General features: G+C 71.1%; 20 protein-coding genes. 14 read left to right on the forward strand and 6 right to left on the reverse strand.

Annotated features, from left to right (window positions below; translation table 11 throughout):
- The first annotated feature begins 191 nt into the window (after nucleotides 1-191).
- Nucleotides 192-851, forward strand: coding sequence for a hypothetical protein (locus tag G447_RS0106555; protein ID WP_081697876.1), 660 nt, complete (start codon nucleotides 192-194; stop codon nucleotides 849-851).
- Nucleotides 852-1,231: 380 nt separating this feature from the next.
- On the opposite strand, the gene G447_RS0106560 is transcribed toward G447_RS0106555, so the two are convergent.
- Nucleotides 1,232-1,843, reverse strand: a complete 612-nt coding sequence (locus G447_RS0106560; protein WP_026430481.1) for a class I SAM-dependent methyltransferase — start codon at nucleotides 1,841-1,843, stop codon at nucleotides 1,232-1,234.
- 91 nt (nucleotides 1,844-1,934) lie between these two features.
- On the opposite strand from G447_RS0106560, the gene hflX reads away from it, so the two are divergent.
- The 4 genes from hflX (at nucleotide 1,935) to G447_RS12620 (ending at nucleotide 6,890) form a co-directional block, all read left to right on the forward strand.
- Complete coding sequence (hflX, locus tag G447_RS0106565; RefSeq protein ID WP_026430482.1) at nucleotides 1,935-3,434, forward strand: GTPase HflX; 1,500 nt, start codon at nucleotides 1,935-1,937, stop codon at nucleotides 3,432-3,434.
- A complete protein-coding gene (locus tag G447_RS0106570; RefSeq protein ID WP_026430483.1) occupies nucleotides 3,427-5,367 on the forward strand; it encodes an ATP-dependent DNA helicase in 1,941 nt (646 codons plus the stop codon). Before hflX ends, G447_RS0106570 begins: the two co-directional genes overlap by 8 nt.
- 70 nt (nucleotides 5,368-5,437) lie before the next feature.
- Nucleotides 5,438-6,427 carry an L-lactate dehydrogenase gene (locus G447_RS0106575; protein WP_026430484.1) on the forward strand — a complete coding sequence of 330 codons (990 nt, stop codon included), beginning with the start codon at nucleotides 5,438-5,440 and terminating at the stop codon, nucleotides 6,425-6,427.
- A gap of 205 nt (nucleotides 6,428-6,632) precedes the next feature.
- Nucleotides 6,633-6,890: a hypothetical protein gene (locus G447_RS12620; protein WP_026430485.1), complete on the forward strand. Its 258-nt coding sequence runs from the start codon at nucleotides 6,633-6,635 to the stop codon at nucleotides 6,888-6,890.
- Here the strand turns inward: G447_RS12620 and lexA are convergent.
- Complete coding sequence (gene lexA, locus G447_RS0106585; protein WP_026430486.1) at nucleotides 6,874-7,551, reverse strand: transcriptional repressor LexA; 678 nt, start codon at nucleotides 7,549-7,551, stop codon at nucleotides 6,874-6,876. The two genes, G447_RS12620 and lexA, sit on opposite strands and share 17 nt — an antisense overlap.
- Nucleotides 7,552-7,741: 190 nt before the next feature.
- On the opposite strand from lexA, the gene G447_RS0106590 reads away from it, so the two are divergent.
- Both G447_RS0106590 and nrdR read left to right on the forward strand, forming a co-directional pair.
- Nucleotides 7,742-8,185, forward strand: coding sequence for a LysM peptidoglycan-binding domain-containing protein (locus tag G447_RS0106590; protein ID WP_026430487.1), 444 nt, complete (start codon nucleotides 7,742-7,744; stop codon nucleotides 8,183-8,185).
- A gap of 176 nt (nucleotides 8,186-8,361) precedes the next feature.
- The gene (gene nrdR / locus G447_RS0106595) at nucleotides 8,362-8,856 is read left to right on the forward strand and encodes a transcriptional regulator NrdR (RefSeq protein WP_005870526.1); all 495 of its coding nucleotides are present in this window, start codon (nucleotides 8,362-8,364) and stop codon (nucleotides 8,854-8,856) included.
- Nucleotides 8,857-9,011: 155 nt separating this feature from the next.
- On the opposite strand, the gene G447_RS0106600 is transcribed toward nrdR, so the two are convergent.
- From G447_RS0106600 to G447_RS0106610, 3 genes are all read right to left on the reverse strand, one after another.
- Nucleotides 9,012-10,841, reverse strand: a complete 1,830-nt coding sequence (locus G447_RS0106600) for an AMP-binding protein (protein WP_026430489.1) — start codon at nucleotides 10,839-10,841, stop codon at nucleotides 9,012-9,014.
- Nucleotides 10,842-10,999: 158 nt separating this feature from the next.
- A complete protein-coding gene (gene serA / locus G447_RS0106605; protein WP_026430490.1) occupies nucleotides 11,000-12,208 on the reverse strand; it encodes a phosphoglycerate dehydrogenase in 1,209 nt (402 codons plus the stop codon).
- A gap of 54 nt (nucleotides 12,209-12,262) precedes the next feature.
- Nucleotides 12,263-14,554 carry a HelD family protein gene (locus G447_RS0106610; RefSeq protein ID WP_034476605.1) on the reverse strand — a complete coding sequence of 764 codons (2,292 nt, stop codon included), beginning with the start codon at nucleotides 14,552-14,554 and terminating at the stop codon, nucleotides 12,263-12,265.
- 189 nt (nucleotides 14,555-14,743) lie between these two features.
- On the opposite strand from G447_RS0106610, the gene G447_RS0106615 reads away from it, so the two are divergent.
- Nucleotides 14,744-15,835: a PAC2 family protein gene (locus G447_RS0106615; RefSeq protein ID WP_026430492.1), complete on the forward strand. Its 1,092-nt coding sequence runs from the start codon at nucleotides 14,744-14,746 to the stop codon at nucleotides 15,833-15,835.
- A 205-nt stretch (nucleotides 15,836-16,040) separates the two neighbouring features.
- Here the strand turns inward: G447_RS0106615 and G447_RS0106620 are convergent, their stop codons facing one another.
- Nucleotides 16,041-16,859, reverse strand: a complete 819-nt coding sequence (locus tag G447_RS0106620; protein ID WP_026430493.1) for a spermidine synthase — start codon at nucleotides 16,857-16,859, stop codon at nucleotides 16,041-16,043.
- A gap of 38 nt (nucleotides 16,860-16,897) precedes the next feature.
- Here G447_RS0106620 and dinB point away from each other — a divergent pair, with 38 nt between their 5' ends.
- The 6 genes from dinB (at nucleotide 16,898) to G447_RS0106650 (ending at nucleotide 23,056) form a co-directional block, all read left to right on the forward strand.
- Complete coding sequence (gene dinB / locus G447_RS0106625; protein WP_026430494.1) at nucleotides 16,898-18,148, forward strand: DNA polymerase IV; 1,251 nt, start codon at nucleotides 16,898-16,900, stop codon at nucleotides 18,146-18,148.
- 37 nt (nucleotides 18,149-18,185) lie between these two features.
- Nucleotides 18,186-18,581 carry a DUF3040 domain-containing protein gene (locus G447_RS0106630; RefSeq protein ID WP_005869477.1) on the forward strand — a complete coding sequence of 132 codons (396 nt, stop codon included), beginning with the start codon at nucleotides 18,186-18,188 and terminating at the stop codon, nucleotides 18,579-18,581.
- 761 nt (nucleotides 18,582-19,342) lie between these two features.
- Complete coding sequence (gene mraZ, locus G447_RS0106635; RefSeq protein WP_005869478.1) at nucleotides 19,343-19,774, forward strand: division/cell wall cluster transcriptional repressor MraZ; 432 nt, start codon at nucleotides 19,343-19,345, stop codon at nucleotides 19,772-19,774.
- 149 nt (nucleotides 19,775-19,923) lie between these two features.
- Entirely contained in the window at nucleotides 19,924-20,922 is a 999-nt protein-coding gene (gene rsmH / locus G447_RS0106640) for a 16S rRNA (cytosine(1402)-N(4))-methyltransferase RsmH (protein ID WP_034476645.1), read from the forward strand.
- A complete protein-coding gene (ftsL, locus tag G447_RS0106645) occupies nucleotides 20,919-21,311 on the forward strand; it encodes a cell division protein FtsL (RefSeq protein WP_005869470.1) in 393 nt (130 codons plus the stop codon). Before rsmH ends, ftsL begins: the two co-directional genes overlap by 4 nt.
- Nucleotides 21,312-21,325: 14 nt before the next feature.
- Complete coding sequence (locus G447_RS0106650) at nucleotides 21,326-23,056, forward strand: peptidoglycan D,D-transpeptidase FtsI family protein (RefSeq protein ID WP_005869472.1); 1,731 nt, start codon at nucleotides 21,326-21,328, stop codon at nucleotides 23,054-23,056.
- Nucleotides 23,057-23,076 lie beyond the last annotated feature (20 nt).

Genomic DNA, 23,076 nt, shown 5'->3' on the forward strand with positions numbered 1-23,076 from the left:
ATGGCGAGGGATCCGCACTTGAACTTAGCGCAACCCAGCGACAGGTAAGTGTGTCCGAAGGTGATCTTCCGTCGTCGTCGGTTGTGGGTGGTTCGGCTGTTGGTGGGGGTTCCGCGGATGGCGTTCCGGCGGTGTCCGGGGCTCCTGGGGGTGTTTCTCGGGGTGGGCGTGTGACGGGGGGGCCGTTGGAGATGGTGTGTACGGGTGAGCGGGAGGGGATTCCGGGGTCTGCGGCCAGGCCGGGGGATGCGGGCGCGGTCTCGTCGCACTGCCAGTACGTGCCCGGCACCCCCACCACAACACCAGCGGACGAAGGGGAGCCCGCAGAAGAGGAGGGCGGGGGTGAGGGGGAGGCGCCGAGTGTGGAGACGATCGTGCGCACCGCCCTGTCGCGGGTGGCGGTGTCGGGCGCGGGATTGTCGTGGCAGCCCCGCAAGAAGTCGTACACGAACGCAGGGGTGCCCACCATCGTCTACGCCGCCACTCCTTCTCAGACCCACACCACGGCCCTGTTCGGGCACGAAGTGACGATCACCCTGACAGCGTCACACTACTCTTACGATTTCGGGGACGGCACTCCTCCTTTGGTGACCACCAGGGCCGGGCAGGCGTGGAGGAGGGGCAACAAGGAGGCCCGCCTGACCCACCACTACGAGCAGACCACCCACGGGGATGAGAGGCGCACTATCACGTTGACGACCACGTGGGACGCCACCACCACCAACCCCTTCACAGGCCAAACACTCACCCTCCCAGCAGTGGTGACCACCACCGAGAAGTCCGACCCCTTCCCCGTGTCCCACCTGCGCATCGACCTGACCGACACCGCCGACGAACAAGACGGCCACTAACCCCACAACCCCGCACAACACGACCAGCCCACCGGGCAAGCGCACTCCCAGACCCCAGCAGCCCCATCGAACCCGCCCGCCGGGCACGCCCAGCGCGGCCCCCCCCGAGACACACGAAGAAAGGACAGGACCCGACCCACAACCCCGCAACCGCCCGACCGACGCCGATCCCGGCGGCCCTGCCCGCACTAGCACCCGCGAGCCCGCCCGATGTTCGTCTGTCCGGTGCGCGCACTGTCCGCCAACGCCGGGGGTATAAGCAACACTTATAGCCCCGCCAGGCGAACATACAACCCAAACCCCGGCGGCCCCCGCAATCCGGGTCCGGCGGCCTCGGGAACCGACTGCGGTCCCCGCAACCCGTGCGCGGCACCGGGAACTCAGGCGGTGACCTCGATAATGCGGTATCCCTTCTTCGAGGCGTACCTCCGTGCCGCCATCCCCTGGGACACCAGCCACGCCACCAGCGAGTCCGCCCCGAGGTTGCGCTGGACCACCAGGTACGCGGCGCCCCCCGGCGCCAGCAGGGACAGCCAGTCGGAGAGCATCCGGTGCATCGCCTCCTTGCCGACGCGCACTGGCGGGTTCGACCATATCGCGTCGAAGCGCACTCCCTCGGAACGGGCCTGCTCCAGTGCTGTGCCCGCCTCCATGGCGCTCACGTTGGGCGCGCCATTGGCCTTGGCGTTGCGTGCCGTCAGGTCCAGGGCCCGCGTGTTCACATCGACCGCCCACACGCTGGCCCCCGGCGACTCCACGCCCATGACCACGGCGAGCGGCCCCCACCCGCACCCCAGGTCGAGCAGGGTGCCGCGCCCGGGCAGCTCGGGCGCCTCGGCCAGCAGCTGGCGGGTGCCCAGGTCCAGGCGAGAGGAGGAGAACACCTTCGGGGACACGCGCATCGTGAGCTCGTGGCCGCGCGCGGACACCCTCAACTGGTGCGCCTCCGCGTCCGAGGCGGGGGCCTGATCGGTGAAATACTGTTCGTTCACAGAGGAAAGCCTACCCGCCCGCCCTCGCGCGTACGCGCACCCGAGGACGGCGTGCGACACTGGAGGCCCCACCACAACCGGAGGACGCCACATGACCCCCACCCAGTCGGACGACGAGTCCCACGACGCCCGCATCGACGAGGTCGTGGCGCGCATCCTCTCGCGCCAGGCCCAAGCGCTGTCGTCCACGGCCGGGCAGGACCGCTCCGGCGAGGCGGGCGCCATGGAGCGCGAGGCGCGCGCCGCTACCCGCCGCGTCGACACCTCCGCCTCGGATCGGACGGACATCTCCGAAGTCGAGTACCGCCAAGTGCGCCTCGAACGCGTCGTCCTGGTGGGCCTGCGCACCACGCAGAGCGAAGAGGAAGCGGAGAACTCGCTGCGCGAACTCGCCGCACTGGCGGAGACCGCCGGATCCCGGGTCATGGACGGCGTCATCCAGCGGCGCTCCCTGCCCGACCCCGCGACCTACCTGGGGTCCGGGAAGGCCAAGGAACTCGCCGACATCGTGCGCGCGCACGAGGCGGACACCGTCATCGTCGACGAAGAACTGGCGCCCTCCCAGAGGCGTGGCCTCGAGGACGTCGTCGACGCCAAAGTGGTCGACCGCACCGCCCTGATCCTCGACATCTTCGCCCAGCACGCCAAGTCCCGGGAGGGCAAAGCCCAAGTCGAACTCGCCCAACTGGAGTACTTGCTCCCGCGCCTGCGCGGATGGGGCGATTCCATGTCGCGCCAAGCGGGCGGGCGCGTTGCCGGGGGCGCCGGCATCGGCTCCAGGGGGCCCGGCGAGACGAAGATCGAACTGGACCGGCGCCGCATCCGCGCCCGCATGGCAAAACTCAAAGCCGAGATCGCCCGGATGGAACCCGCCAGGCGCACGCAGCGGCGGGCCCGCAGGCGCGGCAGAGTGCCCTCCGTGGCGATCGCCGGGTACACGAACGCGGGCAAATCGACGCTGCTCAACCGCCTCACCGACGCCGGAGTCCTCGTCGAGGACGCGCTCTTCGCCACCCTGGACCCCACGGTGCGCAGGGCCCGCACCGCCGACGGGCGCGAGTACACGCTGACCGACACCGTCGGCTTCGTGCGCAACCTGCCGACCCAACTGGTCGAGGCATTCCGCTCGACCCTGGAGGAGGTGGGAGCAGCCGACGTGCTCCTCCACGTCGTCGACGCCGCCCACCCCGATCCCGTCTCCCAGGTCGAGGCCGTGCGCTCCGTGCTCTCAGGGATCGAGGGGGCAGACCGCATCCCCGAACTCATCGCCCTCAACAAGGCGGACCTGGCCACACCCGAGCAGCTCGCCGTCCTGCGCACCGCGTTCCCCGACTCCGTGGCGCTGTCGGCCAAAACCGGGTACGGAGTCGGAACACTGAGGGCCGCCCTGGAGGACCTGCTGCCCAGGCCCGGCGTGCTCATCGACGTGGTCATCCCCTACTCCGAGGGCTCCCTGGTCCACCGCGTCCACGAGGAGGGCGTAGTCGAGCGCGAGGAGTACGCGGCGGAGGGGACGCGCCTCGTCGCCCGCGTCGACGAGGCCCTGGCGGCGGCGGTCCGCGCGGCCACGGCGCCCCGTGCCGATGAGTGAAGACCTCGTCGGGGCCTCGGGCGGGGTCCTCGACGACGTGGTGGCCGCGATGGGCGGGACCCCGCGCGAGGGGCAGGCCTCCATGGCGGCTGAGGCGGCGATGGCCATCGAGGAGCGGCGCCACCTCATGGTCCAGGCGGGCACCGGGACCGGCAAGTCGATCGGCTACCTCACACCCCTGCTCACCCACTGCGCGCTGAACGGGGTGCGCGGCCTCGTCTCGACCGCGACCCTGGCCCTGCAGCGCCAGATCCTCGTCAAAGACGCGCCCGCCGTCGTGGACGCCGTCGCGGCGCGCACGGGAGTGCGCCTGGACGTGCGGGTCCTCAAGGGCTGGAGCAACTACGTGTGCCTGCACCGCTTGCAGGGCGGGCACCCCGCCGAGGGAACCCTCTTCGAGGACCGCGACCCGGGGGCCGGCACCGAGCCCACGGGGGAGCTGGGGCGGCAGATCGTGCGCCTGCGCGAGTGGGCGCGCGCCTCGGACACGGGGGACCGCGACGACCTGGAACCCGGCGTGCCGGACCGCGTGTGGCACTACGCCTCCGTGGCGAAACCCGAGTGCCTGGGCAGGCACTGCCCCCTGATCGACGACTGCTTCGCCCAGCGCGCCAGGGACGCGGCCGCCGAGGCGGACGTGGTCATCACCAACCACTCCCTTTTCGGCATCAACGCCACCGAGGGCAGCTCCCTCTTCGGCGAGATCGACGCGGTCGTCGTCGACGAGGCGCACGAACTGGCGGACCGCGTGCGCTCCCAGGCCGCCCGCGACATCACGCCCGCCAGGGTCGCGCGCGCCGCCCGCTCCCTGCGCTCGGCCCTGTCCCTGGAGGTCTCGGACCTGGAGGAGGCGGGCAACGGCCTGGGCGCGGCGCTGGCGCCGCTGCCCGACGGGCTCCTGGAGAAGCGGCCCGCAGCCCTCGTCGATGCCATGGCCGTGCTCGACGACGCCGTGCGCCGCGCCCAGCAGGAGGTGGGAGAGGCCGAGGCGGACCAGGCCGCCAAGCTCCTGGCGCGCGGCGCCGTGGAGGAACTGGCGGGCGCCCTCGACGAGTGGGGGAGGGACCCCGACCGCTCCATCGCCTACGTTTCGCGCACCGAGCCGGGGGCCGAGCGCCTCACGGTCGGCCCCCTCGACGTCGCCGGGCCGCTCGGCGCCGTCGGCTTCGGCGAGCGGCCCGCGATCCTCACGTCGGCCACCCTGGCGCTGGGCGGCTCCTTCGACTTCATGGCCGCCGAGTGCGGGCTCGCACTGTCGCCCGCGCCCTGGCACGGCATCGACGTCGGCTCTCCCTTCGACCCGGCGGCCCAGGCGATCCGCTACGTGGCGCGCCGCCTCCCCGTGCCCGGCAGGGACGGGCCGCCCCCCGCTGTGCTCGACGAGCTCGTCGAGCTGGCCCAGGCGTCGGGGGGCGGTGTCCTCGCGCTCTTCGCCTCGCGGCGCGGGGCGCAGGCGGGGGCCGAGGCGCTGCGCGAGCGCACGGACTTCGAGGTCCTCGTGCAGGGCGAGGACACGCTGTCGGCCCTGATCGACCGCTTCAGAGCAGAGAGGGACTCGTGCCTGGTGGGAACGCTCTCCCTGTGGCAGGGCGTGGACGTGGTCGGGCCGTCGTGCCGCCTGGTCGTCATCGACAAGATCCCCTTCCCGCGCCCCGACGACCCCGTCACCAAGGCGCGCTGCATGGACGTGGAGCGCAGGGGCGGCAGTGGCTTCCGCGCCGTGTCCCTCACCCACGCCGCCCTGCTCATGGCGCAGGGCGCGGGACGGCTGCTGCGCTCGGACACGGACAGGGGGGTCGTCGCCGTCCTCGACCCGAGGCTGGGGACGAAGCCCTACGGGCGTTTCATCCTGGCGTCCATGCCCCCGATGTGGCCGACGGAGGATCCGCAGGTGGTGCGTGGGGCGCTGCGCAGACTCAATGCGCGAAAGTAGTGAACATCTCCCCCGGGGAACAGGATTATCTGCGAAAATGAGAGGGAAGCCTCACGTCGAAGGAGCCATCGTGGAATCCAAAGCACAGACCCTCTACCCGTCCAAGTCCTCCGGGCGCCCGTCGAAGATCGCCATCATCGGCGCGGGAGCGGTCGGCACGGCCGTCGCCTACGCGTGCGCGATGCGCGGCGACGCGCGGTCGATCGTCCTCCAGGACATCAACAAGCCCAAGGTCGAGGCTGAGGCGCTCGACATCGCCCACGGCATCCAGTTCACGCCCTGCGGCTCCGTCGAGGGCTCCGACGACGTGGAGATCGTCCGCGGCGCGGACCTCATCATCGTCACCGCAGGGGCCAAGCAACAGCCCGGACAGTCCCGCCTGGAACTGGCCGGATCGACGGTCAACCTCATGAAGAAGATCGTCCCGAACCTGGTGGAAGTCGCCCCCGACGCCCGCTTCATGTTCATCACGAACCCCGTCGACGTCGTCACCTACGTCGCACTCAAGCTCACGGGCCTGCCCCGCAACCAGGTGTTCGGCTCCGGCACTGTTCTGGACACGTCGCGTCTGCGCTACTTGGTCTCGCGCGAGACCGGCGTCGCCACGCAGAACATCCACGCCTACGTCGCCGGCGAGCACGGGGACTCCGAGGTGGCCCTGTGGTCCAGCGCCGAGATCGGCAACGTGCCGCTGTCCCAGTGGGGGCCGACGCTGAGCGGGCGCGTCTTCGACTCCGAGCTGCGCCAGTCCATCGCCACTGACGTCGTCCAGAGCGCCTACAAGATCATCGAGGGCAAGGGCGCGACCAACTACGCGATCGGCCTTTCCGCGTCGAACATCGCGGGCGCCGTCCTGCGCGACGAGCAGCGAGTCCTCACCGTCTCCACGCTCCTGGAGGACTGGGAGGGCATCTCCGACGTGTGCATGGCCGCCCCCACCCTGGTGGGCCGTGACGGCGCGGGCCGTGTCCTCAACCCGCCGCTCACCCTCAACGAGCGCGACGGCCTCACCGCCTCCGCCGAGCGCCTGCGCAAGGTCGCCCGGGACCTCGGTTTCTGACGGTCCGAGGGCAGCGCGCCCGTCGATCGCCTTTCGTCGTCCCCACTCGCGATGCGGGTGGGGACGACGGCTTTTCGGCGTACTTTGCGGGGTTTGCGGGAACGGAGTGTGGATATGGGGCTTGCGGTCCATGGCGGTGGATAATTCGTGGTCTACGCCTTCATCAAAGCGGACGGCATGGAGGGCAGGTACGGGGGGTGATCCGTTGCGGCCCTCGTGGCCCGGACCCGGCCAGGACGGGTACGCGGACAATGTGCGGTGCGTGCGGGAGCGCGTGCCCGAGTCGGTGCGGGCCTTCTACGAGCGCATCCACGACGGGTTCGGCATGTTCCCCGATACGGACGGACTGTATCGACTCGAGCGCGTCCGCCCCGTCTACGATGTCCTCGATCTGGGTTATGAGGAGCTGGAGGCGGTCAAGGGGAGCGCGCGACGGCCCCGGGGGCTCACAACGAGCGGATGACCGTGACGACCTTGCCGAGCACTGTGGCGCCGTCACCGGGGATGGGCGCGTAGTCCTCGTTGTGCGGCAACAGCCATACGTGCCCCCCCGAGCGGCTGAACTCCTTGACAGTGGCCTCCCCGTCGATCATGGCCGCGACGAAGTCGCCGGACTGGGCGTCAGCCTGGGCGCGAACGACCACGTAGTCGCCGTCGAGGATCCCCGCGTCCACCATGGACTGGCCCGACACCTCCAGCATGAACAGGTCTCCGCGGCCCGTGAGGCGCGTGGGCAGGGCGAAGACGTCTTCCACGTACTGCTCGGCGGTGATGGGGGAGCCCGCCGCGATCCGTCCCACCAGGGGCACCGCGCCGGAGTCGGAGTCGGCGTGCCCGACGGGGACCTCGACGGTGACCACTCCGGCGCCCGCGGACGGGCTGCCGCCCCCCAAGAGCGCCCGGGCCCGGTCGGTGAGGTCGAGCGCGCGCGGCAGGCCCGCGTGGCGCTCCAGGTACCCTCCGGCCTCAAGGGAGTCGAGGTGGTGCTTGATCGTGGAGGGCGAGGCGAGTCCGACGCGGAGTGCGATCTCGCGCACAGAGGGCGGGAAGCCGTCCCTCGTGAGTTTGTCGTTGATGACGCGCAGGATCTCGGCTTGGCGGTGGCTGAGGTCGTTGGCGGGCACCGTGGCTCCTCTCGCTGGGGCGCGACGCAGATGCGTGTGCCATGGCGTGGACTAGTCACCATCAAGGATAGGTGAACAACCAGCCAGGATGAAACACGTGTTCGAGCGGGTCGCACCATTCGTGCCCCCGCCATGGTATCGTACATGTGTTCGACGAACGTGTGTTCGATGGCTTGAATGGAGGAAGACCATGAGTGCCCAGACTGTGATCATGGCGGCACCGGCCCCCGGCGCGCCCACGAGCGGCGGGGCGAGGGTGATCGACATCCGCAGTGCTCCTTCCGCGCGCCGCAGGCTTGCGGCGGAAAGACTCGGGGACCCGGCGGCGCGCCGCGCTCCCGTCCGCCCCAGGAGCGCCCGCCCCGCCCTCACTCTCCGCTCCTTCGTGGTCGGCTCCCTGGCCACCGCCGCACTGCTGCTGGGCAGCGCGGGGCTCGGGGCGCTCATGCAGCCCGCCGCCTATGACGGCCCGACCTACACGCACGCCGTGACGGCGGGGGAGTCCGTGTGGTCGCTGGCGCAGTCCGTCCGGACCTCCCGCCCCCTCGACGAGGTCGTCGCCGACATCGAGCGGCTCAACGGCGTCGACGGCGCCCTGCGGGTCGGGCAGGTCGTGGTGCTCCCGGCCCGCTGAGGGAGTCGGGCCCCAGGCCGACGATCTGCGTGAGAACGCCCGTCCTGCTGGCCCGCTGAGGGAATCGGGCCCGGTGCTGCGGTGGGCCCGACGTGTTGCGCCTGTGGCGCCCGTGGGGACGGACCGTGTAGCGTTGGAGTGTGCATTGCCCTTTCTGTCATAACGCGGACTCGCGAGTGGTCGATACGCGCATCGCGGACGATGGCGCCTCCATCCGCCGCCGCAGGGAGTGCGGTGCCTGCAAGAAGCGCTTCACCACGCTGGAGACCTCGTCGTTCCAAGTCGTCAAGCGCTCCGGGGTGGTCGAGCCCTTCTCCAGGAACAAAGTCGTCTCGGGCGTGAAGAAGGCGTGCCAGGGAAGGCCGGTCACCGACGACCAGTTGGCGCTGCTCGCCCAGCAGGTGGAGGAGAACCTGCGTCAGACCGGCGTCTCCAACGTCTCCACCAACGAGGTCGGCAAAGCGATCCTGCCGTTCCTGCGGGACCTCGATGTCGTCGCCTACCTGCGTTTCGCCTCCGTGTACCAGGCATTCGACTCTCTTGACGACTTCGCGGCGGCCATCGAGGAGCTACGCGAGCGGCAGTCGGGCGCCGCGGCCAAACCGCGCCGCCCCCGGAGGCGCAAGCAGAAGAAGGAGCCCGAGCAAGGGCCCACGCTCCTCGACGGCTAGGGCCGTCCGGCGGGCACCGGCCCCGGTCGGCGACGTGGGCCCTGTGGATCTGCTGCTGGCGCGCCCACCCCGGGGGAGCCCACGAGGCGCGGGCCCCGATGAGGGGCCCCGGGCGGGACCGGCCGCGCACCGTGCCGCACCGCTGCGCCCGGGCCTCAGTCCCGCTGCTGGCGGTCCTCCGGCGAGGTGATCCTGCGCAGCGCATCGGTGGCGCCCCGCGCGGCCCCGCGCGCGGCCTCCCCGACTGCGTCGCGGGCACCCTCCACAGCGCCCCGGGCGCCCTCAACGGCCCCCTTTGCCGCTTGGATCGCACCGCCCGTCATCCCGGTGATCTGCTCTCGCACCTTCTTGCGCATGACCTTGCCCAGCTGGGACCGGGGCAACTCGCTCATGACGACCAGCTGGCGGGGCAGCGCGTAGTGCGCGATGGACTTCTCCGCCCACTCGCGGATGTCGGCCAGCGTCACGGACGCCCCCGCCTCGAGGACGATGGCGGCCACCACGTCCTCGCCCGACGAGGATGAGGGGACGCCGACGATGGCGACATCGCTCACGCCCGGCATAGTGCGCACGGCCTCCTCGACCTGGGAGGGGTAGACGTTGAAGCCCGAGGAATTGATCATCTCCTTGCGCCGGTCCGCCATGTAGACGAAGCCGTCGCGCAGGCGCACCAGATCCCCGGTGCGCAGCCAGCCGTCCACGAAGCACGCCTTCGTCTCCTCCGGCTGGTTCCAGTACCCGGAGAACACCTGCGGGCCCCGGGCCAGCAGCTCCCCGACCTCGCCGTCCGCGACATCGCGGGAGGGGTCCTCGGGGTCGACGATGCGGACCTCGGTGGAGGGGTAGGCGATTCCGAGGGCGCCCCTGGCCCGGGTCGAGGCCAGCGGGGAGCCGAGGATGATGGGGGAGGCCTCGGTCATCCCGTAGCCCTCGATCATGAGGCCGCCGGTCGCTTCCTCCCACGCGTCGGCGAGCTCGGGGGACAGGGGCATGGCACCCGACAGGGAGAAATGGATGGAGGAGAGGTCGGAACCCATCTGCTTGGCGCTCGCCAGCAGCCGCTGGTACATGGGCGGGACCCCCAGGAAGAAGGTGCACGGCAGGCGCTTCTGGGAGGTGAGGATCATCGCCTGGTCGAACTTGGGGAACATTGCGATGGTGGCGCCCATGCGCAGGCCCGCCAGGAACCCGATCGTGAAGCCGAAGGCGTGGAACAGCGGTAGGACGCAGTAGAACACCTCCGCGCCCTCGTGGAGGACGGGCACCCAGTCGATGGACTGCTCGACGTTGGCGATGAGGTTGCGGTGGGTGAGGGCGGCCGCCTTCGGGACGCCGGTGGTCCCCCCGGTGTGGATGAGGAGCGCGATGTCGCCCGGCGAGGCGGGGCACTGGCCCTGCCACGCCTCGGCGCCCGCAACCTCTTGGTCCCAGCGGCGCGCCCAGGCTGGCACGCGGGCGGCCAACTGCTCGCGGCGCTCCCGGGCGGCGCGCAACGGCAGGCGCACCAGGAACTGCGAGGCACGGGGAAGGGCGCGGATGAGGTCCATCGCGAACACGGTGTGCCCCGGATCCAGGAAGGACAGCTTTTCCAGGGACTTCGTCCACGCGATGGTGACGCGGGCGCCGTGGGCCTCGTACTCGCCGCGCAGCTCGGCGGCAGGCGCCAGGGGGTTGTGCTCGACGACGACGGCCCCCAGGGCCATGGCGCCCAGGACGGCCACGGCGTGCTGCGGGCAGTTCGGCATAATGAGGGCGACGCGGTCACCGGGGCGGACCCCAGCCGCCGCGAGTGCGCCCGCGGCCTTGCGCATCTGGACAACCAGTTCGGCGTAAGTCATCTGGCGGGAGAAGAAGTCGATCGCCGCCCGCTGCGGGTAGCGGTCCGCGACCTCCTCCACCATTGCGGGGATGGTCGTTTCGGGGACCTCGATGGTCGCGGCTACGCCGGGGGCGTAGAGCGAGCGCAGCTGGGTGGTCAGATCCATCGTGCCTCCTCGGTCGCGGTCGACGCCTACGTTACCGTAGGTTCGCTCCGATCACGCCAGCAACCGCGCACAGTCACGCACATCACTGGCCGGCCCGGCCGCCGACCGGCTCTGCCCGTTCAGGACGCTCCGGGCAGCCCGGGAACCGCCCCGGGCTCTCAGCGCAGGGGCGTCACAATGAGTCGGATCGTGGAGTCCAGGGCCTCCAAGCACGCCAGGGCCGCCTCGTCAAGCGGCGAGGACACGTCGGTCAGGACGTAGCCCGTGGCCCCGGCGGTCGACAGGATCTGCCCGTCCACGTTGGCCCCGGCGTCGGCGAGGACCTGGTTGACGCGCGCCAGGACCCCCGGGACGTTGGAGTGGATGAGTCGGATGCGGCTGAGGGAGCCGGGGCCGGCCGCGAGCGCCAGGTTGGGCAGGTTCACGCTCATGTCCGTGGAACCGTTGGCCTCGTAGTCGCTGATCTTCGCGGCGACGAAGCGGCCGATGTCGTACTGGGCCTCCTCGGTGGACCCCCCGATGTGGGGGGTGAGGATGACGTTGTCGAGGAGGGCCAGGGCGGAGGTGAAGGGGGCGCCGTTCTTCTTCGGCTCGTGGGGGAAGACGTCGAGGGCCGCTCCCGCCAAATGCCCCGAGCACAGCGCCTCGTGGAGCGCGTCGACGTCGACGATGAAGCCCCGCGACAGGTTGAGGAACAGGGCCCCGGTCTTCATCATCGCGAACTCGCGCCGCCCGATGAGGTTCGTGTTCGCCTCCTGCCCATCGACGTGGATGGAGACGACGTCCGCCTCGCGCAGCACCGACTCCATGGTGGGCATCTGGGTGGCGTTGCCCAGGGCGAGCCGCTCGGCGGAGTCGTAGAAGATGACGTTCATGCCCATCGCCTCGGCCAGCACGGACAACTGGGTGCCGATGCTGCCGTAGCCGATGATCCCCAGGGTGTGCCCGCGCACCTCGTGCGCGCCGTCGGCGCTCTTGTCCCACACGCCCCTGTGCAGGCGGGAGTTCTGCACCGTGACGCGGCGGGACAGGTCGATGATCTCGCCGATGGCCAGCTCCACCACGGAGCGCGTGTTCGAGTAGGGGGCGTTGAACACGCCGATCCCCAGGCGCGTCGCCGCCTCCAGGTCCACCTGGTTCGTGCCGATGCAGAACGCCCCGATGGCCCTCAGGCCCGGGCGGGCGGCGAGGACCCGGGCGCCGACCTGGGTCTTCGAACGGATCCCCAGGTAGTCGATGCCGTCGAGGGCGCCTATGAGCTCGTCCTCGTCGAGCGCGCCCGAGTGGCGCACGACCTCGATTCCGTGGGCGGCGAAGACCGAGTCCGCGACGGGGTGGGGGTTCTCAAGGAGCAGTGCGCGAGTCATGGCTCCATCCTGGCAGAGCGGCGCGGCGTTCGCGAACCCCGTCCGCAGCGGGGATCAGGCCCACTCCTCCATACCCGCGGGCAGGGGGCGCGAGTGGACGACACGCACGTCGTGGGTGGCGCGCGTGAGGGCGACGAAGAGGTCTCCGACGCCGTCGGCCAGGATCTCGCAGGGCTCGACGAGGACCACGGAGTCGAACTCGAGTCCCTTGGCCGCCCCGGCCGACAGCACGCTCACCCGCTCCTCAAGGGCCGAGTCGCCATCGGCGTCCGCGCCCCACATCCGGGCGCGCCGGGCGCCGACGATGACGGCGATACGGCCAGCCCCCGCGCCGTCCGAGGCGTTGAGGCGCGAAGCCGCCCGCTGGGCGGCGCGCTGCGACGCCCCCCACAGGGGGTCTCGCTCGCGGGGCGCCGACGGGCCGTCGCACGCCCCGGCGGCGTCGATGTGCTCCACCGAGTAGCAGTCGGGCACGTCGCGCACCGCGCGCATCGGGTACATGACCGGCGAGCCCGCGCGCGCCACGACCGCCTGGGCGAGCTCCGTGAGGGCACGGGGCGTGCGGTAGGACACTGTGAGCACGTACTCCTTCTCCAGGGCGCGAGCCGCCGGCCCCAGCGCCTCCTCCCACGACCCGGGCCTGCGCGCTCCGCGCCCCTGGTCGAGATCGCCCACCACGGTGAACGAGCGTGACGGGCAGCGCCGCAGGAGCGCGCGCCACTCCATCGCAGTGAGCTCCTGCGCCTCGTCGACGACGACGTGGCCGTACGCCCACGTGCGGTCGTTCGCAGCGCGCTCGGCCAGGGGCGCCCACCCCTCCTGCGGGGAAGCGGACTCGGCGAGCATCTGGGCGGTGACGATGCCCCCGCCCAGGCCCTGGGACTCGATGGCGGCCTGGGCGCGGGCGACATCGGCGGCGCCGTCCTGGCGTGCGCGCGCTGCACCCGGATCGGGCATGGGCCCCAGCAGCTCCTCCAGCTCGTCGATCAGGGCCACGTCCGACGCCGTCCACGGCCGGGAGCGGGGCCGCGCGAGGGCCCGCAGCTCGTCGGGGCGCAATGGCGAGCCCGCGCGCCTGTTCGCGTCCGCGAGGGCCTCGGGCCTGGCGTACAGGCGCCTGAGCAGGGTCGTCGCGGACGTGGGCATCCACGCCAGGTTGATCGCCCTGCGCGCGTCCACGGAGTCGCGGATCTCGGCCAGCCACTCGGTCTTGTCATCCCTGCCGACGCGCCCCTCGGAGTCCGCCCCGCCCGCCTCCTGGGCGAGGCGCACCGCGAGCACGTCCATGAGCTCGCGGGCGAAGCCCTCGCGCGCCACGTTGTGGGGGCGGCCGGAGCGCTTCGCATGGCGCCTGGCTCGCTCGACGTCGGAGCGGCGCAGAACGACCTGGCGGTTCCACACGCGCAGCGCCTGGTCGCGCTCCGGCAGTCGCGCCAGCCGCCGGACCGCCTCACGTAGGATCCCCGCCCAGGCGGGCAGTCCCTTGAGGCGCGCGAGGGCGGGGTCCTCCACCGCCGTGGCGCTCACGCCCGGAACCAGCGACCCCATGGTCCTGGACACGACCCCCGTCTCGCCCAGGGAGGGGAGCACGGCCTCGATGTAGCGCAGGAATATACGGGACGGGCCCACCAGGAGCACGCCGGAGCGCTCCAACCGTTCCCGCTGGGCGTAGAGCAGGTAGGCGACGCGGTGCAGGGCGACGGCCGTCTTGCCCGTGCCGGGCCCTCCCTGGACCACCACCAGGCCGCGGTGGGGCGAGCGGATTATCTCGTCCTGCTCGGCCTGGATGGTCGCCACGATGTCGCTCATCCTGCCCTCGCGCGCCGCGTTGAGCGAGCTCATCAGGGCACCCTCGCCCGCGAGCTCCAAGTTCCGGCCATGGGGGTCGGAGGCGTCCAGAAGCTCGTCCTCCAGCGCTGTCACCGTGCGCTGGCGCGTCGTGATGTGGCGGCGGCGCACCACTCCGCCCGGATCCACGGGCGTCGCCTGGTAGAAGGGCTGCGCTGCGGGGGCCCGCCAGTCGATGAGCAGGGGCGATCCGTCGTCCGTGGACATCGAGATCCGTCCCACGTGGCGGACCGTGCGGTCGTTCATGTCGAGGCGGCCGAAGACGAGGCGCTCCTCCACCCCCTCTAGGCGCGCCGCCATGCCGCCAAGATGCTGGGACAGGGCCTCGCGCTCCGTCCACGCCTGCGCGTTGCCCGCGCCGTGGGCGGAGTGGGTCCTCGCCTGGCGCTCGCGGTACGCGGCGCGCAGGTCGTCGAGGCGCCGGTAGGCCTCGTCCACGAAATCCTGCTCGGGCAGGGGGGAGCGCACGCGCGGCGCGCCGGGGGTCTGCGTGTGCATGGCGTCCTCCTACCAGTCGATCCCGGGCCCCCCATTGTCTCGCATTTTCCTCCGATCCGCTGCCACCTGCGCCGGTCCGGGGCACGGCTACGCCACCAGCTCAAAACCGGACACCGGGTGACGCGGGCACCCGCATACGGGTAGCGTTGACAGTGAAGGAGTGACGGAAGAACTGGTAGCGGAGGCACGATGGATCTGACAGCGCACGATCTCTACGCCGACGGCCCTGCCGCGGGGGCGAAAGCCAGGATCCTCCTCATCCACTTCGACGGGGCGATCGACGCCGGGGGGGCGGGCCGCATGGCGGTCGCCCAGATGCTGCGCTCACTCCACAACGAGAGGGTCGCCACCTTCGACCCCGACGCCCTCATCGACTACCGCTCCCACCGTCCGGTCACCACCGTGGAGAACTGGGTGTCCACGCAGGTGCGGGTCCCCGAAATCGCACTCGACCTGGTCGAGGACGACATGGGCCACCCCATCCTGGTGCTCCACGGCGCTGAGCCCGACGCGCGGTGGGAGTCCTTCGCGCGCGTCGTGGGGGGCATTGCCGAGCGGGCGGGGGTGGAGATCACGTTCTCTCTGCACGGTGTCCCCTCCGGGGTCCCCCACACGCGCCCCACCCCCGTCCATGTGCAGGCCACCGACTCCTCCCTGCTGCCCGACCAGACGCAGATGGCGAACTACATGCAGTTCCCCTCTCCGCTGTCGACCTTCACCCAGATGCGCCTCGCCCAGCGCGGCATCGGCGGTATCGCCCTGCTCGGCGCGGTCCCGTACTACATGTCCGACACCGGCTACCCGGCGGCCGCCAGCGCCCTGCTGCGCTCCCTGTCGAAATTCGCGGACCTGTCCCTGCCCGTCGGCGACCTGGAGCAGGGCGCCGCCCAGGACCAGGAGGCCATCGAGAAACTGGTCGAGGACAACCCGGAGATCTCCCACACCGTGGGCGCGCTGGAGGAGCACTATGACGCCTGGAGGGGCCAGGGAGGGGCGGTCCCCCTCAGCTCCCTGGGCAAGCGCGCCACCGCGACGGCCGCGGAGGACGCCAAATCCGCCAAGGACATCGGCGATGTCATCGAGGCATACCTGGCGCAGGTGACCCGCGCGAAGGACGTGGCAGTCGACGAGAGCGCCCCCCATGCCCGCGGCGCGGCTTCCGCGTCCGCACCGGAGGAGCCCGCGCGCCCCGACACCCTCGAGGACGTCCTGGCCCGGGTGGAGGCCCGGCGCAGGGGCGAGGACGGCGGCGGGACGCGCGCCCCCAGGCACCGGGCCTGACGGGCGGACCAACGGGGCTGAAGGGCCACAGCTCGTCCGGGAGGGCGGTGGGCGTCGGCGCCCGGAGCTTCCCCCAGCGGAACTGCCAATAGTGGGGCAGCCGCGCAGCGAGTCGCTGCCCGTCCACACAGGGACGGGCCCGGCAGGCGCGGCACCGGACCAGCGCCCGTGCCGGGAGCCGGCTCCCGCCCCGCGCGTTCCGTTGCTACGCGGGCGGCCACTGCGCGGAGGCGTCGCGGGGCGGGCGTGCGCCCGCGACCCAGCGGCGGACCTCGCCGGGGCGCCAGAGCCGCGCGGGCAGGGGCAGGCGCCGCAGCGCGCGGTCCAGGGCGTCGGCGTCGAAGTCCCCGCCGTTGACCCCGATGGCGACGACATTCCCGCGCCGGCCGCCCCGGCCCACCTTCGGGTCCTGCACCGTGAGCACCAGGGGGAACTCCTCCAGGACTGCTGCGACATCCCGGTGCGCGTTCGCGCCGCCGCCGTGGGCGCAATTGAGCAGGTACAGGCCCCCCGGGCGCAGAGCCCGGGCCACGGCGGCCGCGCACTCGCGGGTGCGCAAGTGCTCGGGCACGGCGCCGCCGACGAACGCGTCGCGCACGACCACATCCCACGCCCCCGGGCGCGCCGCGTCCACGACCGCGCGCCCTTCCCCCACCCGGATCCGCACTCGGGGGGAACGGGGGATCGGGAAGTGCTCGCGGACCCGGTGCGCCAAGAGCGCGTCCACCTCGGCACACACCTGCCGCGAGCCTGGGCGCGTGGCTTCCCAGGCGCATGCGAGCGCGCACGCCGCCCCTCCCAGGTGGAGGGCGCGCACAGGCCCGGGCGGGGGCAGCGCCACCCCGAGCGCGCAGGACATGTGCTGCATGTACTCGAACTCCAGGTACGACGGGTCCGAGGCGTCAACGGCCGACGACTCCACGCCGTCCAGCAGCAGGGTCGCCCGCGGGCCGTCCCACCGGATCTCGGCGTGCCCGTGGTCCGTGGGGAAAACCACCGTTGAAGTCGAAGATGCGCGAGCCATGGGACACACTGTAACCGCACCCCGGACGAGGAGGACCCATGTCGAACGCCCCACGCGACACGCGAGGCGCCCGCTCCTGGGGCGATGACGACTCGGCCGCGCCGATACTCCACGTGGACATGGACTCGTTCTTCGCCCAGGTCGAGCTGCGCGAGAACCCGTCGCTGGCGGGGGCGCCGCTCATCGTGGGCGGGCACGGCAACAGGGGAGTGGTCACCAGCGCCACCTACGAGGCGCGGGCGCGGGGCGTGCGCGCCGGGATGCCCATCGGCCGCGCCCGGGCGCTGTGCCCCAAGGCGAACGTCGTGCCCGGCAGGCACGGCCTCTACCGCCGCTACTCCCAGGCGGTCATGGGGGTGCTCTCCTCCATCACCCCCGTCGTCGAGCAGGTCAGCATCGACGAGGCGTTCCTCGACGTGTCGGGGGCGCGCCGCCGCCTCGGGACCCCCGTCGCGATCGCCCGGAGGATCCGCGCCGAGATCCGCGAGCGCGTCGGCCTGCCGGCCTCAGTGGGCATCGCCGCCACCAAATCCGTGGCCAAGATCGCCTCGTCGAACGCCAAGCCCGACGGCCTGCTTCTCGTCCCTGGACCGGCGACCGTGGACTTCCTGCGAGGCCTGCCCGTCGGCGCGTTGTGGGGAGTCGGCGGCAAGACCGGCGCCGTCCTCCAACGCGAGGGTATCGACATCGTCGGCCAGTTGGCGGACCTTCCCCTCACCAGGCTCGAGCGCCTCGTGGGAGCCGTGTCCGCCCACCACCTCCACGACCTCGCCTGGGGCATCGACCCCAGGCCCGTGGGGGGCGGCGGGGAGGAGAAATCCGTGTCCACCGAGCGTACCTTCGACGATAACGTCCACGACCGCGCCGACATCGAACGATTCATCGTCGCCGCCTCCCACGACTGCGCGAGGCGCCTGCGCGCCGCCGACATGGTCGGGTGGGGGGTCGCGATCAAAATGCGGGACGGGGCGTTCCGCACCATCACCCGTTCCGCCACTCTGGCCGCGCCCACCGATGTGGGGCGCGAGATCGCCCAGACGGCCGCCGCCCTGTTCGCGCGGCTCCCCATGCCCGCAGGGGGAGTGCGCCTGTTCGGAGTGCGCGTCGACAAGCTCCAGGCCAGGTCGTCGGGGGTGGCCACCACCCTCGACGGGGACGACAGACAGGCCAGGAGCGAGCGCGCGATGGACAGGATCCGTGAGAAATACGGGGACGCCGGTCTCAGGCCCGCCACCTTGTTGGAATCCACGGGCCAGACGGGGTCGTCCCCGGGGGCGGAAACGCATTAAGCTAGAAACACCAGACGCGCAAGAGAAGGTGAATCCCATGGCTCTGACCGACTACGAGAAGAAAGTTCTCGAGCAGATGGAAGCCGAGCTCGCCGCGGAGAACCCGGGGCTCGCCAAACAGATGAGCGCGCCTGCCCCGCAGGAGCGCGGCCCGTTGGCACCCAGGAGGATCGCCGCGGGGGGAGCGGTTCTGGTAATAGGGCTGCTCGTCCTCGTCGGGGCCGTCTCACTGGGCTACTCCGCTGCTTCGCTGGCCCTCGGCGTCGTCGGATTCGCTTTGATGACAACGGGGATCCTCTACGCGTTGTCGCGTCCGAAGGGAACGGGCCCCGCCCGCCAGGCGAAGACTCCGAAGCGCGAGGAGAAGCGGGGCTGGGACTCCTTCATCGAAGACCAGGAGCGGCGCTGGGACGACCGCCGCGACAACGACTGACACTGCGACCGGCTTCCAGCCCGCGCCGCGGGGCGGGGGCCATAGCCCTGGGTTCGGTGTGCGAGGCCTCGCTCGCGGAACGGTTCGGGAGCTAGGGGGTGCCCTCCACGTCCCTCCACTGGGGTTCGTCTGCGCGGGGGCGGCGCTAAGGGGCGCCCTCCACCTCCCTCCCCATCTTCCTCCACCGGGGCCCAGCCGCTGGGGCACGCACTATGTTGTGTCGGGTAATCCCGGCCCTTGTGAGCGCATCCGGGAACTGCGCGCAAAGGAGGAGCGCCCAGCGCCACCGTGCCCGCAGTGGGCGGGGCGCCTCCACAGCGCTTAGGTGTTGTGCGCGTTAGTGATTCGGCGGACGGCTTTCCCGCCGACCTGCATTGCGGCGGGGCCGGAGAAGGTCGGGCCGTCGCGCCGTCGGTCAGGGCGCACAACATGCCCCAGTGGGTGCCCTCCACCTCCCTCCCCACCTTCCACCACCGCTTGCCCCACCTTCCTCCCCAATCCCCCCGCTCCGGCCATGGAACGACCTGGAATCGTTGGAATGCCGGGGAGTAGGGCCGTGACCTCTGAGAGCGGCGGCATCTGTGCGACGCGCCGGGAGGAAAAGTGTGTGATAACTTTCCCCACTTTGCTCCACCAGGAATTTTCGTTGAAAATACAGGTGTTTCTAAAGTGAAATATGGTGACACGCCCGTGACCTCGCCGTAACATTCGCCGGTGGTGGGGTAAAGTGGGGGAAAGTTCCGAAGAGGGGAGGGGGTGGCATGTTCCTCGGTACGTACGAGCCCAAGCTCGACGACAAAGGGCGCATGTTCCTCCCGGCTCGTTTCCGCGAGGACATGGAGGGCGGCATCGTCCTCACCCGCGGGCAGGAGCACTGCGTGTACGCGTTCCCCGCTGCGGAATTCGAGAACATGACCGCTGAGCTGCGCCGCGCGCCCCTGTCGTCGAAACAGGCGCGCGACTGGATCCGCGTCATGCTCTCGGGCGCGTACAAGGAGGTTCCAGACAAGCAGGGGCGGATCTCCGTCCCGGCCGACCTGCGCAAATACGCGGGCCTGGACCGCGAGCTCACCGTCATCGGTGCGGGCTCGAGGGCCGAGATCTGGAACTCCTCTGCCTGGCGCGAGTACCTCGCTGTCCAGGAGGAGGTCTTCTCCAGTACCGCGGAAGAGGTCATTCCCGGGATGTTCTAACCCGTGCGTCCAGGTCTCCGCCCGCTGCTCCGACATCACTTCCCCGGTGGCGGAAAGCGGTAGGGGACCTGGGTGGACGGGCCGTATAGGCCGCCAAGGAGGCGCACATGGACGAAGCACAGGGCGCATCGCACGCTTCGTCGCGCCACATGAGGCACTCCTACAACATTTGTAACACCCGTAACGCGGCGGAGCTCCACACCCCAGTCCTCCTTGACGAGTGCCTCGATATGCTGGCCCCCGCGATCGAGAGCCCCGGTTCGGTGCTCATCGACGCGACCCTGGGGATGGGGGGCCACACCGAGGGCGCGCTGCGGCGCTTCCCCGGCCTCGTCGTCATCGGCATCGACCGCGACCCCGAGGCCGTCGCCCTCGCAAGCAAGCGCCTGGAGGGCTTCGGTCCGCGCTTCTGCGCCGTGCGCGCCACTTACGACTCCATCGGCCAGGTGGTCGCCGACCACGCTCCGCGGGGCGAGGCCGACGGCGTGCTCATGGACCTCGGGGTCTCCTCCCTCCAGCTCGACGACGCGGGACGGGGCTTCTCCTACTCCCAGGACGCCCCGCTCGACATGCGTATGGACCCCACTCGCGGGGTGAGCGCCGCCGAGCTGCTGGCCACCGCCCCACAGGAGGAGATCACCCGGATCCTCAGGACCTACGGGGAGGAGCGCTTCGCCCCTCGCATCGCCAGGCTCGTCGTCGCCAGGCGGGACGCCCGGCCCCTGACGCGCACCGGCCAACTGGTCGACATCGTCCGCGAGGCCATCCCGGCCCCCGCCAGGCGCACCGGGGGCAACCCCGCTAAGCGCACTTTCCAGGCGCTGCGCGTGGCCGTCAACGACGAGCTCGCCATCCTCGAGCGCGCACTGCCCGCCGCGCTGGCGTCCCTGCGCGTGGGAGGGCGCCTGGTCGTCGAGTCCTACCAGAGCCTGGAGGACCGGATCGTGAAGAACGTACTGCGGAGCGGATCGACCGTCTCCGCCCCCCCCGGACTGCCCGTCGTCCCCGACGAGGCGCGCCCCAGACTGGCGCTCCTCACCCGCGGGGCCGACCGGGCGCCCGCAAGCGAACAAGAGAAGAACCCCCGTTCGGCTTCCGTGCGCCTGCGCGGAGCCGAGCTCATCCGACCGTGGAAGGAACACCAATGAGCGCAGCAACCGCAACCACTCGCCCGGCGCCCCGCCCCGAGCTCCGCCGCGACGAGGCCAGGGAACTGCGCATCGTCGAGGGCAAGCGCCCCCGCCGCTCCATGCTCATGGGCACCATCGCGGTCGTCGCCGTGGCCATCGCCGCAGTGGTCGTCTCGATGATCCTCAACACGCGCATGGCGCAGACCGCCTTCGAGATCCGCGAGCAGCAGCTCCAACTCAACGAGCTCGAAGCGCAGTCATGGGCCCTGCGGGCGCAGCTCGACGAGGCCGCCTCGCCCAGTGCGCTAGAGGCGGCGGCGAGGGAGAATGGCATGGTCCCCGCAGGTCCCACTGGGTTCATCACCCTGGAAACGGGTACTGTCGAAGGCGGTAAGCCCGCCCAGTGAGTAAGGAGGTCCGGGTGTCCCTGACCTACAGCAGATCCCGGGGGATCCTCTACGCGATTGTCATCTTCCTGGTGGCGTGCTCGATGCGCCTCGTCTACCTGCAGATCATCGCCGGGCCGACGCTGGCGGCGGAGGGCCAGTCCATCCGGACGCACTCCAGCGAGGTCGCCGCCAAACGCGGCTCCATCACCGACGCGACCGGAGTGGTCCTGGCCGACTCGATCCTCACCTACGACATCGCGGTGAACCAGGTCAACATCCGCGCCTACGTCCACGAGGACGGCAACGGCGACGAGGTGGGCCGGGGCCCCGCCGAGGCCGCCCGCCAGCTGGCGCCCCTGCTTGGCATGGACGAGGCCGAGCTCGGGGGCCGGCTGCTGGGCGACTCCACTTACGTCTACCTCAAGCGCAACGTCGACGCGGTCACCTACCGGCAGATCCGGGCCCTGGACATCCACGGCATCGAATGGGAGGCCGTGTACCAGCGCTCCTACCCCAACGGGAACGTGGCGGCGCCGGTCGTCGGCACGGTCAACGCCGAGGGCCAGGGGTCGTCGGGGTTGGAGTCGCGGTTCGACGGGCTCCTCACCGGCCGACCGGGCCAGGAGGCGTTCGAGACCGCGCCCAACGGGGCGATCATGCCGGGTGGCAAGAGGACCACCGTCGAACCCGTCAACGGGGGGACCCTGCAGACGACGATCCACGCGGACCTGCAGCACCAGATCCAGGACATGCTGGACGCCCGCGTCAGCCGCCATCAGGCCGAGTGGGGGACCGTCGTCATCGAGGACATATCGACGGGGCAGATCCTGGTGATGGCGGACTCGAACTCCGCCCCGCCGGACAACGCCAAGCCCCAGACGGTCGCCGGCGTGCAGTACGCCTTCGAGCCCGGCTCGGTGGGCAAGCTCGCGACCATCGCCGCGGGACTTGACTTCGGGACCATCACGCCCACGAGCGTCTTCGACGTGCCCTACTCCCTGGACTACGCCGACGCGGGCGGGCCCATCACCGACTACCACGAGCACGGCACCGAGGCGCTCACCGCCACAGGTATCCTCGCGGAGTCGTCCAACACGGGCACCGTCCTGATCGGCGAGACCCTCTCCGACTCCCAGCGCCGCGACATGATGGTGCGGATGGGCTTCGGGGCGCCCACTGGGATCGAGCTGGCGGGCGAGTCCGCCGGGCTGGTGGGCGAGCAGTGGCAGGGGCGCGACCACTACGTGACGATGTTCGGGCAGGCCTACATGGTCACGGCCCTGCAGGAGGTCTCGATGCTGGCCGCCATCGGCAACGGCGGAGTGCGCCTGAGCCCGCACCTGGTCAAGTCGTGGACGAACGCCGACGGCACGGTGGAGGCCCCCGAGGCCGACGAGCCCGTCCAGGTGATGGGGGCCTCCACGGCGTCCCAGCTCCTGTCCATGATGGAGTCGGTCGTCGAGGACAAGAACGGCACCGGGGCAAGCGCGAAGGTCGAGGGCTACCGCCTCGGTGTGAAGACCGGCACGGCCGATATCGTGGTCAACGGCCAGGAGGGCATCGTCTCAACGACTGCGGGCATCATCCCCGCTGACGCCCCGCGCCTGGCGATCTCCGTGGTGCTCTACAATCCGAAGGTGGACGTCATCTCCTCGGACTCGTCGGCGCCGCTCTTCGGCGATGTCGCGCGCACCGCGGTGAACAACCTGGGCATCCCGGCCTCGTCGACCCCGGCGGAGCTGTACCCCTCGAAACCCCAGTGACGTCGATCCCAAGGCTTGGA

The sequence above is a fragment of the Schaalia georgiae DSM 6843 genome (genome assembly GCF_000429245.1).
Taxonomy (GTDB): Bacteria; Actinomycetota; Actinomycetes; order Actinomycetales; family Actinomycetaceae; genus Pauljensenia; species Pauljensenia georgiae.

Coding starts and splice junctions, on each gene's coding strand:
- ftsL (WP_005869470.1), top strand. CDS start 20,919: ATGAGCGCAGCAACCGCAACCACTCGCCCGGCGCCCCGCCCCGAGCTC.
- rsmH (WP_034476645.1), top strand. CDS start 19,924: ATGAGGCACTCCTACAACATTTGTAACACCCGTAACGCGGCGGAGCTC.
- serA (WP_026430490.1), bottom strand. CDS start 12,208: ATGACTCGCGCACTGCTCCTTGAGAACCCCCACCCCGTCGCGGACTCG.
- hflX (WP_026430482.1), top strand. CDS start 1,935: ATGACCCCCACCCAGTCGGACGACGAGTCCCACGACGCCCGCATCGAC.
- G447_RS0106615 (WP_026430492.1), top strand. CDS start 14,744: ATGGATCTGACAGCGCACGATCTCTACGCCGACGGCCCTGCCGCGGGG.
- G447_RS0106610 (WP_034476605.1), bottom strand. CDS start 14,554: ATGCACACGCAGACCCCCGGCGCGCCGCGCGTGCGCTCCCCCCTGCCC.
- dinB (WP_026430494.1), top strand. CDS start 16,898: ATGTCGAACGCCCCACGCGACACGCGAGGCGCCCGCTCCTGGGGCGAT.
- G447_RS0106600 (WP_026430489.1), bottom strand. CDS start 10,841: ATGGATCTGACCACCCAGCTGCGCTCGCTCTACGCCCCCGGCGTAGCC.
- mraZ (WP_005869478.1), top strand. CDS start 19,343: ATGTTCCTCGGTACGTACGAGCCCAAGCTCGACGACAAAGGGCGCATG.
- G447_RS0106590 (WP_026430487.1), top strand. CDS start 7,742: ATGAGTGCCCAGACTGTGATCATGGCGGCACCGGCCCCCGGCGCGCCC.
- G447_RS0106630 (WP_005869477.1), top strand. CDS start 18,186: ATGGCTCTGACCGACTACGAGAAGAAAGTTCTCGAGCAGATGGAAGCC.
- G447_RS0106620 (WP_026430493.1), bottom strand. CDS start 16,859: ATGGCTCGCGCATCTTCGACTTCAACGGTGGTTTTCCCCACGGACCAC.
- G447_RS0106555 (WP_081697876.1), top strand. CDS start 192: ATGGTGTGTACGGGTGAGCGGGAGGGGATTCCGGGGTCTGCGGCCAGG.
- G447_RS0106570 (WP_026430483.1), top strand. CDS start 3,427: ATGAGTGAAGACCTCGTCGGGGCCTCGGGCGGGGTCCTCGACGACGTG.